Here is a 14,119-nt window from a genome sequence, read left to right on the forward strand (position 1 = left end):
TGACACCGTTGAGCGTCCGATTACACGCCTTCGACAATGGTCATGTGCATCGTGCCGGCGCCCTGGCGTAGCGCTTTGGCTTCGGCATATTCGGGCGACTTGGCATAGCCGATCGCGTGTTCGTAGCTTGGAAATTCGAGGATGACGTTGCGGGCGACGCCCTCGCCTTCCAGGGTCTCGCTCTTGCCGCCGCGTGCGATGGGCTTGCCTTCGAACTTGTCGAGCGCAGCCTTTGTCTTGGCAGCGTACTGAGCCCACTTGTCGGGGTCGGTGACGATGGAGCGGGCGATAACGTATCCCTTGGGCATTGGCTTGTTCTTTCCTTCGACGCAGAGCGTGGATTTTTGGACGAGGAGCCATAGCCGGAGCGGCGGCGCTTCGGCAACCCATGCGACGTCGATGGTGGCGGCGCCAGGCGTTATTTCACGATCGACTGAAGAGCGCCGAGGGCGGTGTCGCTGCTGGTTGCGAACGATTGCCGGTGCGGCGCAGGGCGCGGCGGATTGGAAGCCGTCGCGACGGACGTGCCCAGCAGATAGGTTTCCCAACTCTGGCTCGCGATCATCACGCCTTTGAGCTTCTTGCCGTTCCCTTCAAGGTCGGGATCGGCCTTAACCAATCGCTTCCGGAAGCGCGGCGATAGCGGCGCCAAGCGTTTGCCGATCAGAACCGGGCAGGCGGCATTCGGATTGTCGCCGACGGATGTCAGCGGATTGACGATATAGCGCTTGCCGCACATGCCGATCTGCGGCGGCTCGCGCGTTCGGGTGAAATCGTCGTAGGCTTCTTTTAACGGCTCCCACGTATCGCATGCCGGATTGTCGGCGTGGCGCTTCATGTTGGCGGCGGTCATGCGGAACGGGAAAATGTGGATCGGCACGGATGTTTCGCCGCCGGCGAGCGCATCGCGCACGAAAGCGTAGATTTCTTCGATCTGATTGTCGGTCATGGCGAAGCAGCCGACGCTTTTGCAATCGCCGTGGACCATGATGTAGCTGCCGGTGCGGCCGAGCGAACGATCGAGCGCGTTCGGATAGCCGACGTTGAGCGCCAAATGATATTTGCTGTTCGGGTTCATGGCGCCGGGCGTGATGCGGTAGAAGCCCTCAGGCGACATCAGATCGCCCTGGGTGCGCTTTGGTCCGAGCGTGCCGCCCCAATTGCAGACAGGGAACGTCTTGATCAGCGCGTAACGGCCGTTCGGGCGGGCCTTCCAGACCTCAAGCTCGGATTCTTCCTTGAAGATACGAAGATAGACAGGGGAATTCTGGTCGATGTCCTTGAGGATCAGGGCGGCTTCCACGGCGGAGGGAAGCGGCTTTTCGGCGGACCGCTCGTCCGCAAGTGCCACGGGCGCGAAAACCTGGATGGCAACGGCGATTGCCGCAGCCAGCAGACGCACCTGCTGGGTCAAGTGCCAAAGCCAACGCATACTGTCCGTGAACCCCGCTTACGCAACGCTTAACCATCATGGACCGTCCAGTTCATGGCCAAAGACGGTTAAGGGGAGGTAAACGGCGAGTGTGCGCACGGCGTGGTGAGAGCTGGGCGCCGATGTGGCAAGGCCATGATCGGCCAGCGACTTATCGCGCGTAAGTGCCTTCGCCGCTAAGCCTGGGCGATGTGCTGCAGGAACGCTTCAGCGGCGGCTTTGGGGTCCTTAGCGGCGTTGATCGGGCGGCCGACGACGATGTGGTTGGCACCGAAGCCGATAGCCTCTTCGGGCGTCGTGACGCGGGTCTGGTCGCCGGCTTCGGCGCCGGGCAACCGGATGCCTGGCGTGACGATGAGGAAATCCGGCCCGGTTTCGGCGCGGATGGCGGCGGCTTCCTGGCCAGAGGCGATGACGCCGTCGAAGCCCGCGAGTTCCGACATGCGGGCGCGGCCGACCACGAGGCCTGCCGGCGTTATGTCGGTAATGCCCTGTTCTTCAAGGTCGGACTGATCGAGGCTCGTCAGCACCGTGACGGCGAGCAGCTTCAGGTTCGAGGAGCCACGGCCTTTGACGGCGGCTTTCAGCGTCTTGGTGTCGTGGCCGTGGACGGTGATGAAATCGACGCCCAGCCCGGCCGCAGACGCGACCGCGCGCTCGACGGTATTGCCGATGTCGAGGAATTTCAGATCGAGGAAAACGCGTTTTCCTTCGCGCTTCAGTTCCTGAGCAAGATCGAGACCGCCCGCAAACAACAGTTCCAAGCCGATCTTGTAGAAGCTGACGGTATCGCCGAGGCGATCAACAAGAGCGCGCGCTTGATCGTAAGACGACAGATCGAGGGCGACGATGAGCTTGTCTCGGGTGGCGGCGTCAATCATCGCGGTATCGTTCCTCTAGCCGTGCAGCACGCGGGCGGCGCGTGCGAGCCGCTGAATGACAGTCTTGAACTGCTCGGTCTGCTCTTTGTTTTTCAGGTGGCCGTGCTCGTCGAAGGCATCGGCGGCGCGGGGTAGTAGAAACTGGTTCGGTAGAACGAGCGCGCCCGTTCCCAGTTCCAGCATCAGGCGGAGTTGTGAGAGGCCGCGCAAACCGCCGGTGCCGCCGTTCGAGGCTGCTCCAAGGGCAAAGACGCGTGTGCGGAACACTTCGAGCGGGCTCTCGCCATCGTCGCGGATATGGCTGATCCAGTCGAGCGTGTTTTTCAAGAGCGGCGTGAAGGACGCGTTGTATTCTGGGCTCATGATGAAAACGCCGGTGTGGGCCATCATCAGGTTTTTGAGCTTGTGCGCGTTCTCGGGCTGGCCGGATGCGGCTTCAAGATCGCCGTCATAAAGTGGCATCGGGTAGTCGGAGAGATCGACGAACGTCGCCGGGATGCTGTTGGCTTCGGCGATCACGGCGCCGAGTCTCGCGACGCGCTTGTTGAACGAGGCTTGGCGGGCGCTGCCTGCGAAGAACAGAAGGCGCGGATCGGGCGCGGGGGCGTCGGTCATCTGGGTCGAAGGTCCGGATCATGAGAGCGCTTTGTGAGCCGGACCCTAGCGGCTTTCGGACCGTTGGCAAGGCTGCGCAAAGGGCTCAGAGGTGACGAGAGCAAACTGCGATCAGCCGCTCTTGCCTTCGAAGAATTCTTTCACGCGGGAGAAGAAGCCTGCACTTTCCGGGCTCGTTTCCTTGTGGCTCGCGCGCTCAAATTCTTCGAGCAGCTCGCGCTGCTTGCGCGTGAGGTTCTTGGGCGTTTCGACATCGACCTCGATGTACATATCGCCCGAGACCTTGGCGCGGAGTACGGGCATGCCCTTGCCGCGCAGACGGAACTGCTTGCGGCTTTCGGTGCCCTCGGGGATTTTCACCCGCGTCGTGGTGCCTTCAAGCGTCGGGACGTCGATCTGGCCGCCGAGCGCCGCCGTCGTCATCGAGATCGGCACCTTGCAGAAAATGTCGGCGCCGTCGCGCTGGAAGAATTCGTGCGGCTTGATCGAGAGGAAGATGTAAAGGTCGCCGGGCGCGCCGCCGCGTAGGCCGGCTTCGCCTTCGCCCGCGAGCCGAATGCGCGTGCCGTCTTCGACGCCGGCCGGGATGTTGACCGAGAGCGTGCGTTCTTTCTGGACGCGGCCTGAACCGGCGCAGTCAACGCACGGATCGTCGATCATCTCGCCGCGGCCCTGGCAATGCGGACAGGTGCGCTCAATCGTGAAGAAGCCCTGGCTGGCGCGGACTTTGCCCATGCCGCCGCAGGTGGTGCAGGTCTTCGCCTTGGTGCCGGGTTTTGCGCCGGTGCCCGAGCACGTTTCGCATTTGACGCTGGCGGGAACGCGGATCTGCGCGGTCTTGCCGGTGTAGGCTTCGGACAGCGTGATTTCGAGATTGTAGCGCAGGTCGGCGCCTGCTTCGCGAGCTGTGCGCGAGCGGCCCTGGGTGCCGCGTCGTCCACCCATGAATTCGCCGAACAGATCGTCGAAGATGTCGGACATCGAAGAGGCGAAATCCGGTCCGAAGCCGGGGCCGCCGCGGCCGCCCATGCCGCCGTCGAAAGCGGCGTGGCCGAACTGGTCATAAGCGGCGCGCTTCTGAGGGTCTTTCAGAACTTCGTAGGCTTCGTTGACTTCCTTGAAGCGGCGCTCGGCTTCTTTGTCGCCCGCATTGCGGTCGGGGTGATATTCCTTGGCGAGAGACCGATAGGCGGATTTGATCTCGATTTCGGTAGCGGACCGCTTGACGGTCAGAACTTCGTAATAATCGCGCTTAGCCATGGTGCGCTGTTCTATGACCTATTGATTGGCAAGTTGCTGGTCGAGGAAGTCGCAGCAATAACAAGCGGTTATATCAATTTTTCGCCCTCAGGCCGGGCGCAGCGTTCCAAAATTGAGAACGCCGCGACAACCCAAGGGCGAATCTAAGTTCGACTTTTAAGCCGATTTCTTCTTGTCGTCTTTGACTTCTTCAAAATCCGCATCGACGACGTCGTCGCCGCTGGCAGATTTCTCAGCCGATGCTTCGGGGCCACCTTCCATGCCTTCAGCGCCACCCTTGGCCGTGTAGACGGCTTCGCCGATCTTCATGGCGACCTGGGTCAACGCGGTTGAAGCCGAGCGGATCGCATCGGCATCTTCGCCGGCGATGGCTTCCTTGGCGGCCGTGATCGCAGCTTCGACTTCGCCCTTGATCGCGGCGACGGCCGGGATCGACTCGTTCTCGGCGAGCGATTTCTCGGTGCCATGGACGAGGGCTTCGGTCTGGTTGCGAAGCTCGACGACCTCGCGACGCTTCTTGTCTTCGGCCGCGTGGACTTCGGCGTCCTTGACCATCTTGTCGATGTCGGCATCCGAGAGGCCACCCGAGGCCTGGATGCGGATCGACTGTTCCTTGCCGGTCGCCTTGTCCTTCGCCGAAACGTGGACGATGCCGTTGGCGTCGATATCGAAAGTGACTTCGATCTGCGGCACGCCGCGCGGCGCTGGCGGGATGCCGACGAGGTCGAACTGGCCGAGCATCTTGTTGTCGGCCGCCATTTCACGCTCGCCCTGGAAGACGCGGATGGTGACAGCGTTCTGGCTATCTTCGGCGGTCGAGAAAGTCTGGCTCTTCTTCGTCGGGATCGTCGTGTTGCGATCGATCAGACGGGTGAAGACGCCACCCAGCGTTTCGATGCCGAGCGACAGCGGCGTGACGTCGAGCAGCAGGACGTCCTTGACCTCGCCCTGCAGAACGCCGCCCTGGATCGCGGCGCCGACGGCGACGACTTCATCCGGGTTGACACCCTTGTGCGGCTCTTTGCCGAAGAGCTGCTTCACGACTTCCTGGACCTTCGGCATACGCGTCATGCCGCCGACGAGAACGACTTCGTCGATCTCGGCAGCCTTGAGGCCAGCGTCCTTCAGAGCCTTTTCGCACGGACCCTTGGTCCGGTTGATGAGGCCATCGACGAGGCTTTCGAGCTTGGCGCGCGTCAGCTTCATCGTGAGATGCTTCGGACCGGTCGCGTCGGCCGTGATGAACGGCAGGTTGACTTCGGTCGAAGGGGCGCTCGACAGCTCGATCTTGGCCTTTTCGGCGGCTTCCTTCAGACGCTGAAGGGCGAGCTTATCGGAGCGCAGGTCGATGCCCTGCTCTTTCTTGAACTCATCGGCGAGGTACGTAACGAGGACCATATCGAAGTCTTCGCCGCCGAGGTGCGTATCGCCGTTCGTCGACTTCACTTCGAAGACGCCGTCGCCGATTTCGAGAATGGACACGTCGAAGGTGCCGCCGCCGAGGTCATAGACCGCGATCGTCTTGGCGTCCGTCTTTTTGTCGAGGCCGTAGGCGAGCGCAGCTGCCGTCGGCTCGTTGATGATGCGCAGAACTTCAAGGCCCGCGATCTTGCCGGCGTCTTTCGTCGCCTGGCGCTGGGCGTCGTTGAAGTAAGCGGGAACGGTGATGACCGCCTGCGTGACCTTCTCGCCGAGCTTGGCTTCGGCGGTTTCTTTCATCTTCTGAAGGATGAAAGCCGAGATCTGCTGCGGGGAATATTGCTTGCCGTGGCTTTCGACCCAGGCGTCGCCGTTGGTGCCCTTCACGATCTTGTACGGAACGAGCTTCTGGTCCTTCGTGACCTCGGGATCGTCGTAGCGGCGGCCGATCAGGCGCTTGATCGCGAAAAAGGTGTTGGTGGGGTTCGTGACTGCCTGGCGCTTGGCCGGCAGACCGACGAGACGTTCGTCGTCGGCAGTAAATGCAACAATGGACGGGGTGGTATTGGCGCCTTCGGAGTTCTCAAGCACTTTCGGTTTGCCGCCATCCATGACGGCGACGCACGAGTTGGTCGTGCCGAGGTCAATACCGATTACTTTTGCCATTCGCATCAATCCTTCTCAGTTGCGGCAGACCGGGTGGACCCTCTATTGGCATCCAACGTGCTCCCCAACGAGAGGTCAGAGGCACCGGTCCCCAGGATTTCAATTGTGTGACCGACGGTTATATAGGGGCCTGATTTCAGCGTGCAACGCTTCTTATCCCCTCCATAGATCAACTTTATCGCCTTTTGATTGCGTCAAAACGGAACTACCCGCCGTGACGCAATGCTTCAATTTGCAAGCTTTTTTCTGCGGTTGAAGCGCATCCTTGCTGAGGAGGAGGCGCCTTGATTTCGCTCAACGTTTGTTCTGGTGCGACGCTGGTCGCGACGTCGCAGCCGCATCAAGCATCGGCAGGCGGCTCCGACGAGGCAGGGGCAGCGTCGTCAGCCTTGGCGACTTTCGGGCCGCCGCGGGAGACGACGACCATCGCCGGACGCAGGTTGCGGTCATCGATCATGTAGCCGACCTGATAGACCTGCAGCACGGTGCCAGCTGGGACGTTTGCGTTCTCCTGCTCCATCACGGCTTGGTGGTGGTGCGGATTGAAGGGTTGGCCGGCCGGGTCGATGGCGCGGACACCGTGACGCTCAAGAGCCGTCTTATAATCACGCTCGGCAAGAATGACCCCATCGAGTAGGGTTTTTAGGGCCGGATCGCTTTCGACGGCATCCTTCGGCACGGCGGCGATAGCGCGCTGGAAGTTGTCGCCGACCGTCAGGATATCCTTGGCAAACTTGGTGATCGCATACTTCGCCGTCTCTTCCTTTTCCTTTTCGAGGCGGCGGCGGACGTTCTCCGTTTCAGCAACCGCGCGCAGGTACTGATCCTGCTTGGCGGCAGCTTCGGCGGACTTCTTTTCGAGATCGGCCTGAAGGGCGGCGATCATCGCCTTGAGCTGCTCGACGCTCACATCTCCCATTTCGGGGGGCGTTGCCGCGGACGGTTGCACGGTCTCGTCTATGGGCTTTTTGTCGTCGCTCATTTTTCTCTTCGCTGGAATAGCACTGCAAAAATTCCGGTGCCGGGGTATCGGCCGCTAGGCGGTAAAAATCAAGGCAGTTCAAGTTGGGGTGCGTCAGAAGCGGGTCAAATAGGTCTCGATGCCTCAGCCCATCAAGCGGCTCATCAGCTTGGCTGTATAATCCACCATTGGGATGATGCGGGCATAATTGAGCCGCGTCGGGCCGATGACGCCCAGAACGCCGACGACGTGGCGGGTCTCATCCCGAAATGGGGCAACAATCAACGATGAGCCCGAAAGCGAAAACAGCTTGTTTTCCGAGCCAATAAAAATGCGGACGCCTTCGGCCGTTTCGGAGGCGCCGAGCAGCTCGACGATGTCCTGCTTGGATTCGAAGGCGTCGAAGAGCTGGCGGATGCGCTCCAGGTCTTCGGCGGCGGTCACGTCTTTCAGAAGGTTGCTCTGACCGCGGACGATGAGGCTTTTGCGGTCATCGGCGACACCGGACCATTCGGCGAGCCCGGCCTTGATGACCTTTTGGGTCAACACGTCGAGTTCTGCCTTGGCGGCATTCAATGACTTTTCGAGTTCTGCCCGTGCTTCGGCGAGCGTCAGGCCGCGCAAATGAGTGTTGAGATAGTTCGAAGCTTCCTGCAAGGCAGACGGTGGCAAGCCATCGGGAAGGTTGATGATGCGGTTCTCAACGTTCTGGTCTTCATCGACCAGGATCACGAGGCCGCGTCCGGGTTCGAGTGGCACGAATTCGATGTGGCGCAGGCGGGCGACCTGTTTTTCGGCGAGCACCACACCCGCGCAGTGTGACAGACCAGACATCAGTTCGCCCGCTTCGCTCAAAAGTTGATCGACCGATTTTTCGCGCCGGACGGCGATCTGGGCTTCGATCTGACGGCGCTGGTCCGGGGTGATGTCGCCGACTTCAAGAAGGCCGTCGACGAACAGACGCAGGCCGAGCTGGGTGGGCAGGCGCCCCGCAGACGTGTGCGGCGCGATAATGAGGCCGAGCTGCTCCAAGTCCGACATGACGTTGCGGATCGAGGCGGGCGAGAGGGCGATCGGCAAGGCGCGTGAGAGATTGCGAGAGCCGACCGGCTCACCCGTCGCCAGATAGCTTTCGACGATGCGCCGCAGGATCGTCCGCGAGCGCTCGTTAAGCTTTTGCAGCTGTGTTTTGCCGTCCAGGATGGTGGCTGCCACGATTTGATCTTCCGTGTTCACCGTCAAAATCTATGAATGACAGGGGCCTACGTCAAATCCTGCGGTGTTTTCTGGGTATCTGCACCCTTCTTTCAACCGATAAGGTTTCCGGTTGAAGGCCGGGGGGGCCTTCATTAGGGTCGCGGCCGCAATACCAACAATTCAGGGAACTCATGCGACCTTCCAAACGCAAGCCAGACGAGTTGCGCCGTGTTTCAATCGAGCGGGCCGTTTCCAAATATGCCGAAGGCTCCTGCCTCATCAAATTCGGCGACACCCATGTTCTTTGCACGGCGAGCTTGGAAGAGCGCCTCCCGCAGTGGCTGAAAGGTCAGGGCCGTGGCTGGGTGACGGCGGAATACTCGATGCTGCCGCGGTCGACGCACGACCGGACGCGGCGCGAGGTGACGAGCGGCCATCCGTCGGGGCGGACGCAGGAAATTCAGCGTCTCGTCGGCCGGGCGCTTCGCGCGGTCGTCGATCTGACGAAGCTTGGCGAACGGCAGATCACGGTCGACTGCGACGTCATCCAGGCCGATGGCGGCACGCGCACGGCGTCGATCACGGGCGCGTGGGTGGCTCTGCACGATTGCATCCAGTGGATGAAAATGCGCGACATGGTGAAGGACACCGTGCTGCGCGATCACGTAGCTGCCGTGTCGTGCGGTCTCTACAAAGGTGAACCGGTGCTCGATCTCGACTATGCCGAGGACAGCAACGCGGATGCCGATTCCAATTTCGTGATGACCGGCTCGGGCGGCATCGTCGAAATCCAAGGCACGGCCGAGACGACGCCCTTCACAGAAGATAAGTTCACCGAGCTGATGGGGCTCGCCAAGAAGGGGATCGGCGAACTCGTTCAGCTGCAGAAGCTGACGGTCGCTTAAGACCAGACAACGGAGCGAGGCCATGTTCGGACCTTTTGCCCTGACGGTCGCGGCGCTGTTCACAGGCGCGGCGATCTACATCAACTGGGCAGAGCAACCGGCGCGGCTTTCTCTCGACGATGCTGCGATGCTTGCGGAATGGAAGCCCGCCTACCGGCGCGGATTTCAGATGCAGGCATCGCTTGCCGTCATCGGCTTCATTCTGGGTACGCTCGAGTGGCTGGTCACCGGCAAGGTCATCTGGCTTGCCGGTGGTGCAGCGCTACTCGCCAATTGGCCGTTTACGATCTTCGCGATCATGCCGGTCAATAAGATCCTTGAAGAGACCCCGTTCGAACGGGCCAACGAAGAGACACGGGCGCTGATCGAGCGCTGGGGCATGCTGCACGGCGTGCGCAGCGTGCTTGGTCTCGTCAGTGTCGGATTGTTCCTATGGGCATCGATCTGAAGCCTGCGCCGCGACCGTCGGGCGTTCTTGAAACGGTTCTGTACGCACCCGATCTCGGGGCCATTCAAGACTTCTACGGTCGCGTGTTTGGGCTCGAACCCTTTGCGGTCGCCGAGGGACGTCATGTTTTTTATCGCTATGGACCGCAGATGCTTTTGATCTTCAATCCGGAGGCGACACGTATTCCGCCGCCTGCGGGTGCGCTTCCCGTTCCGCCGCATGGCGCGGTGGGTGAAGGGCACGTCTGCTTCCGGGCGTCAGCTGACGATATTGCGGTGTGGCGTGAACGGCTCGAAGCGCTGGGCGTTCCGATCGAAGCCGATTTCGAGTGGCCGCGCGGTGGCCGCTCAATCTACTTTCGCGATCCGGCCGGCAATTGCCTCGAATTTGCCGAGCCGCGCATCTGGGGGATGGTGTGAAGAAACTTCAAAAAGGCATGAAGCTCGTCGTCGCGAGCCATAACCTCGGCAAGGTCTGGGAGATCAACCAGCTCATTCAACCTTACGGGCTCGATGCCGTTTCGGCGGGCGAGCTGGCTCTTTCGGAACCTGAAGAAACGGAGACGACGTTTGCGGGCAACGCGCGGCTGAAGGCGGTTGCGGCGGCCGAAGGTTCCGGGTTGCCTGCATTGGCTGACGACTCCGGCCTTGAAGTCGAATGCCTCGACGGAGCGCCGGGGATCTATTCGGCACGCTGGGCCGGCCCTGGCAAAGACTTCGGCGTCGCCATGAAGAAAGTCGCCGAAGAGATCAGCGCGTGTCATGGCTGGACGGCTGAAGGTCCGCGCGCCAATTTCATTTCGGTCTTGTGTCTCGCGTGGCCAGGCGGCGAGGTGGAACTATTCGAGGGCAAGGTGTTTGGCCATCTCGTCTGGCCGGCACGCGGCGGCAACGGCTTCGGCTACGATCCGATGTTCGTGCCGGACGGCGACACCCGCACATTCGGCGAGATGGAGCCGAAAGAGAAGTATGCGATTTCGCATCGGACGCGGGCCTTTGCGGCCTTCAAGGCGGCGATGCTCGATGGCATTACGCCGACCGCCGCAAAGGTGAGCGTACGACGGGACGTCGATGCGTTTGCAGCGGCGGCTGCGAGCCTTTCGACACGGGTCGAGGCTGCGGCGTTCGTTGCACGTTTGAAAGACGATCTCGTCACGCACGGCTCAGAATGGAACAACACGACACTCGAAAGTTTTCTTGGTGCGCTTGCCCGAGAGTTAGAGCGTGCGCCATCGAAGGATGAACCGGCGTGGCGACAAATCACGAAAGCAATGCTGGCTGCGAGCGATGACTGATCGCGACACTACATTCGGCGTCTACGTGCACTGGCCTTTCTGTGCGCAGAAGTGTCCGTACTGCGACTTCAACAGTCACGTTCGCCACAAGGGCTGGGACGAGGCGCGGTTTCTTTCGGCCTATAAGCGCGAGATCGATTGGGTGGCGGATCGCATCGGAGCACGCGTTGCGACGAGCGTGTTCTTCGGCGGCGGCACGCCATCGCTGATGCAGCCTGCGACCGTTGCGGGTATCCTCGATCACATTGCGAAGCGCTGGGGTATTGCGGATAACGCCGAGATCACGCTCGAAGCCAATCCGGGCAGCGTCGAAGCGGCACGTTTTCGCGGTTTTCGCGATGCGGGCATCAACCGCGTTTCGATCGGCGTGCAATCTCTACGAGATGAAGAACTGCGCAAGCTCGGACGCATTCACAGCGTTGCGGAAGCCAAGGCGGCGATCGATGTTGCGCGCGGCACGTTCGAGCGGTTTTCGTTCGATCTGATTTATGCACGTCCCGGACAGACCGGAGACGCGTGGCGTCGCGAGCTTGGCGAGGCGCTCGATCTCGCGGGCGATCACCTGTCGCTTTACCAGCTGACTATCGAACCCGACACGCCTTACGCTGCGCTTCATGCCGCCGGTAAGCTCGTCATTCCCGATGACTACGATGCAGGTGCGCTCTACGAGATCACCGAGGAGATGACGGCGTCGCGCGGGCTAGCGGCTTACGAGGTTTCGAACTACGCGCAAGCTGGTTCCGAAAGTCGGCACAACCTTCTTTACTGGCGCTACGGCGAATATGCCGGGATCGGGCCGGGGGCGCATGGCCGGATTGTGGTCGATGGTCGGCGCGAAGCGACGATTGCCGAGCGTAACCCGGAGGCGTGGGTCGAGCGGGTCGAAGACGGTGGTCATGGTTTTATTGAACGGATCGCATTGTCTGACGCCGAGCAGGCGGACGAGATGCTGCTGATGGGCCTGCGGCTCTCAGAAGGGGTAGAGCTTGCGCAGCTTGAGAAGATCGGGGGTGTGCGCCCGAGCCAAGTAACAATCGACGAACTGGCGGAACTCGGGCTGCTGGAGACGCTGCCTGCGTCCTTGCGCGCCTCCCCGGCCGGTGGCGACTGGCGGCGGAATGAGCTTGACGAGATTGTCATGTGCTCAGGTCCAGGACTTGCTCCCGAGACGCAACCGCTGTCTGGCGTGCGCATCCGGGTGACACCGCAAGGCCGGCTCGTGCTTAACGCCGTCGTCGCCAAACTCTCAAACAGCTTTCAGCTGACGGACCGCATGGACAAGCTCAGAAGCGCCGTTTAAGCAGCGCTCATGCTGAGGGGACTTTACGATTGGACGATGCGGATGGCGGCCAGCAAACGGGCGCCGTGGGCGCTCGCGGCCGTTTCGTTCGCCGAGAGTTCGTTTTTTCCGATCCCTCCCGACATTATGCTGATCCCGATGGTCCTGAGCGACCGGCGGAAAGCGTGGTGGTATGCGACGGTGGCGACCGTCGCATCCGTAATCGGCGGCATTCTCGGGTACGCCATCGGGTACTATTTCTTTGAGGCGGTCGGACTGCCCATCCTGAAGTTCTACGGCCGTGAGCATGCGCTCGATAGCTTCATGGCCTTTGTGCAGGAGTATGGTGTCGAAGCGGTCATCATTAAGGGCGCGACGCCGATCCCTTACAAGGTTGTGACGATTGCGGCTGGCGTTGGCAAAATGAATCTCGGGGCGTTTCTCGGCGCGAGCATCGTTGCGCGGGCCATGCGTTTCTATCTGGTCGCCGGTCTCCTATATTTCTTCGGCGAGCCGATCCGCGCTTTCATCGAGAAACGCCTCGGAATGGTGATGACGGTGTTTCTCGTGCTGCTGGTCGGCGGCTTCGTGGCCGTCAAATACATCTTCTAGGTCGGATTGAAGCCATGGCGTTTGCAGCACGGTCGGCTCGGGGTGCGGATTATCGGCTCGGCGCGCTGGCGCTATTTGGAGCGATTGCGACGATCCTGACGGCGCTCGGGTTTCAATACATTGGCGGCTACGTGCCGTGTATGCTGTGCCTGATCGAACGCTACGCCTATTACGCGGGAATTCCGGTTCTTTTCATCGCGTTGGTGCTGACGGCGGGCGGCTATCGGCGGATGGCCGCGCTGCTCTTCGTGTTGGTCGCTTTGGCGTTTCTGGCGAATACAGGGCTTGGCATCTATCACGCCGGAGCGGAGTGGAAGTTCTGGCCCGGCCCGAGCGCCTGCGGCGGTGGGGAATCCCTCACGTCGTCCGCCGGAAATCTTCTGAACGACATCCAGCACATCAAAGTCATCAAGTGCGATGAAGCGGCGTTGCGCTTCCTAGGCATCTCTTTTGCTGGCTGGAACGTCGTCGCTTCGGTGCTGCTGATGGCGGTTGCGTTCGGTGCGGCCTCGGCGGCTTGGACGCGCCGTAACATCTGAGGCGCGCCAGCGTTCCCAACGTCCTGACGCTTGTCCACAATTCTCAAAATCCATGAAAACGTTGATTTTGTTGCTGGCCTAATACTGTCAAGGCAATGTCGCGGTGAATATCACCGGTAAGCCGTGATCGCGCCTTCGCGTTGCCCGAATGTGACGGCTATTCTTGCTTCGTTCGCGGGGCACGGAACGAAACCCGAGCCGGCCCATGTGGATTGTGTGGATATCGTACCAGCGTTGGGAGCATTCGTGGTGGCGTCTGCGTTGAGTTTGTCGAGTGCAATGCTTGGGACGAGTGACAGCAATCCATTGTCCGAGGCCCAGTCCGCACCATCTTTGAGTACGAGTGGCGTTGTTGCGTTTCGTAGGCGTTCGTTGCGTAGCGTGGTGTCTGTGTACGGACCGAGCCCGAAAGACGTTCTGTCCGAGACGTTTGCAAAATTTAGGCGAACTGCTTCGACAAACTCGTCAAAGCGTATGTCCTCGCGGTTCGCCCGCACTCCTCACGGAGATCGCTCTTTCCCGGAGCGGACCTCCAACGGTTTTGAGGCAAGTGCGCGTTCACCTGATTGGGGATGGCGTCCAGTTGGAGACGTCGCGGGCGATGTGGTGCG

At 61.0% G+C, this 14,119-nt stretch carries 15 protein-coding genes; 7 read left to right on the forward strand and 8 right to left on the reverse strand.

Annotated elements, in window-relative coordinates; all coding sequences use genetic code 11:
* Positions 1-20: 20 nt before the first annotated feature.
* The 8 genes from HYPMC_RS21700 to hrcA all read right to left on the reverse strand — a co-directional run bounded on the left by HYPMC_RS21700 (position 21) and on the right by hrcA (position 8,449).
* Complete coding sequence (locus HYPMC_RS21700) at positions 21-308, reverse strand: DUF1330 domain-containing protein (protein WP_013950291.1); 288 nt, start codon at positions 306-308, stop codon at positions 21-23.
* Between the two features lie 110 nt (positions 309-418).
* Positions 419-1,432: a murein L,D-transpeptidase family protein gene (locus HYPMC_RS21705; protein WP_013950292.1), complete on the reverse strand. Its 1,014-nt coding sequence runs from the start codon at positions 1,430-1,432 to the stop codon at positions 419-421.
* 176 nt (positions 1,433-1,608) lie between these two features.
* A complete protein-coding gene (gene pyrF, locus HYPMC_RS21710) occupies positions 1,609-2,313 on the reverse strand; it encodes an orotidine-5'-phosphate decarboxylase (RefSeq protein WP_013950294.1) in 705 nt (234 codons plus the stop codon).
* Positions 2,314-2,328: 15 nt separating this feature from the next.
* Positions 2,329-2,928, reverse strand: a complete 600-nt coding sequence (locus HYPMC_RS21715; RefSeq protein WP_013950295.1) for an NADPH-dependent FMN reductase — start codon at positions 2,926-2,928, stop codon at positions 2,329-2,331.
* 111 nt (positions 2,929-3,039) lie between these two features.
* Complete coding sequence (gene dnaJ / locus HYPMC_RS21720; protein WP_013950296.1) at positions 3,040-4,188, reverse strand: molecular chaperone DnaJ; 1,149 nt, start codon at positions 4,186-4,188, stop codon at positions 3,040-3,042.
* Between the two features lie 156 nt (positions 4,189-4,344).
* A complete protein-coding gene (gene dnaK / locus HYPMC_RS21725; RefSeq protein WP_024275018.1) occupies positions 4,345-6,273 on the reverse strand; it encodes a molecular chaperone DnaK in 1,929 nt (642 codons plus the stop codon).
* A 340-nt stretch (positions 6,274-6,613) separates the two neighbouring features.
* Positions 6,614-7,255: a nucleotide exchange factor GrpE gene (gene grpE, locus HYPMC_RS21730; RefSeq protein WP_013950299.1), complete on the reverse strand. Its 642-nt coding sequence runs from the start codon at positions 7,253-7,255 to the stop codon at positions 6,614-6,616.
* 123 nt (positions 7,256-7,378) lie between these two features.
* The gene (gene hrcA / locus HYPMC_RS21735) at positions 7,379-8,449 is read right to left on the reverse strand and encodes a heat-inducible transcriptional repressor HrcA (RefSeq protein ID WP_013950300.1); all 1,071 of its coding nucleotides are present in this window, start codon (positions 8,447-8,449) and stop codon (positions 7,379-7,381) included.
* Between the two features lie 173 nt (positions 8,450-8,622).
* Here hrcA and rph point away from each other — a divergent pair, with 173 nt between their 5' ends.
* The 7 genes from rph to HYPMC_RS21770 are packed head-to-tail and all read left to right on the forward strand — an operon-like array spanning position 8,623 to position 13,508.
* On the forward strand, positions 8,623-9,336 hold the full coding sequence (rph, locus tag HYPMC_RS21740; protein ID WP_013950301.1) for a ribonuclease PH: 714 nt from the start codon (positions 8,623-8,625) through the stop codon (positions 9,334-9,336).
* A 22-nt stretch (positions 9,337-9,358) separates the two neighbouring features.
* Complete coding sequence (locus HYPMC_RS21745; RefSeq protein WP_013950302.1) at positions 9,359-9,784, forward strand: DUF1772 domain-containing protein; 426 nt, start codon at positions 9,359-9,361, stop codon at positions 9,782-9,784.
* Entirely contained in the window at positions 9,769-10,203 is a 435-nt protein-coding gene (locus HYPMC_RS21750; protein ID WP_013950303.1) for a VOC family protein, read from the forward strand. Before HYPMC_RS21745 ends, HYPMC_RS21750 begins: the two co-directional genes overlap by 16 nt.
* Entirely contained in the window at positions 10,200-11,078 is an 879-nt protein-coding gene (gene rdgB, locus HYPMC_RS21755) for an RdgB/HAM1 family non-canonical purine NTP pyrophosphatase (RefSeq protein WP_013950304.1), read from the forward strand. Before HYPMC_RS21750 ends, rdgB begins: the two co-directional genes overlap by 4 nt.
* Positions 11,071-12,378 carry a radical SAM family heme chaperone HemW gene (hemW, locus tag HYPMC_RS21760; protein ID WP_013950305.1) on the forward strand — a complete coding sequence of 436 codons (1,308 nt, stop codon included), beginning with the start codon at positions 11,071-11,073 and terminating at the stop codon, positions 12,376-12,378. The genes rdgB and hemW overlap by 8 nt, the downstream gene beginning before the upstream one ends.
* Positions 12,379-12,387: 9 nt before the next feature.
* Positions 12,388-12,969 (forward strand): YqaA family protein, encoded by a 582-nt coding sequence (locus HYPMC_RS21765; protein ID WP_013950306.1) that lies wholly within the window; start codon positions 12,388-12,390, stop codon positions 12,967-12,969.
* A gap of 14 nt (positions 12,970-12,983) precedes the next feature.
* Positions 12,984-13,508: a disulfide bond formation protein B gene (locus HYPMC_RS21770; RefSeq protein WP_013950307.1), complete on the forward strand. Its 525-nt coding sequence runs from the start codon at positions 12,984-12,986 to the stop codon at positions 13,506-13,508.
* Positions 13,509-14,119: the final 611 nt, after the last annotated feature.

The organism is Hyphomicrobium sp. MC1 (assembly GCF_000253295.1).
In the GTDB taxonomy this organism is placed as follows: domain Bacteria; phylum Pseudomonadota; class Alphaproteobacteria; order Rhizobiales; family Hyphomicrobiaceae; genus Hyphomicrobium_B.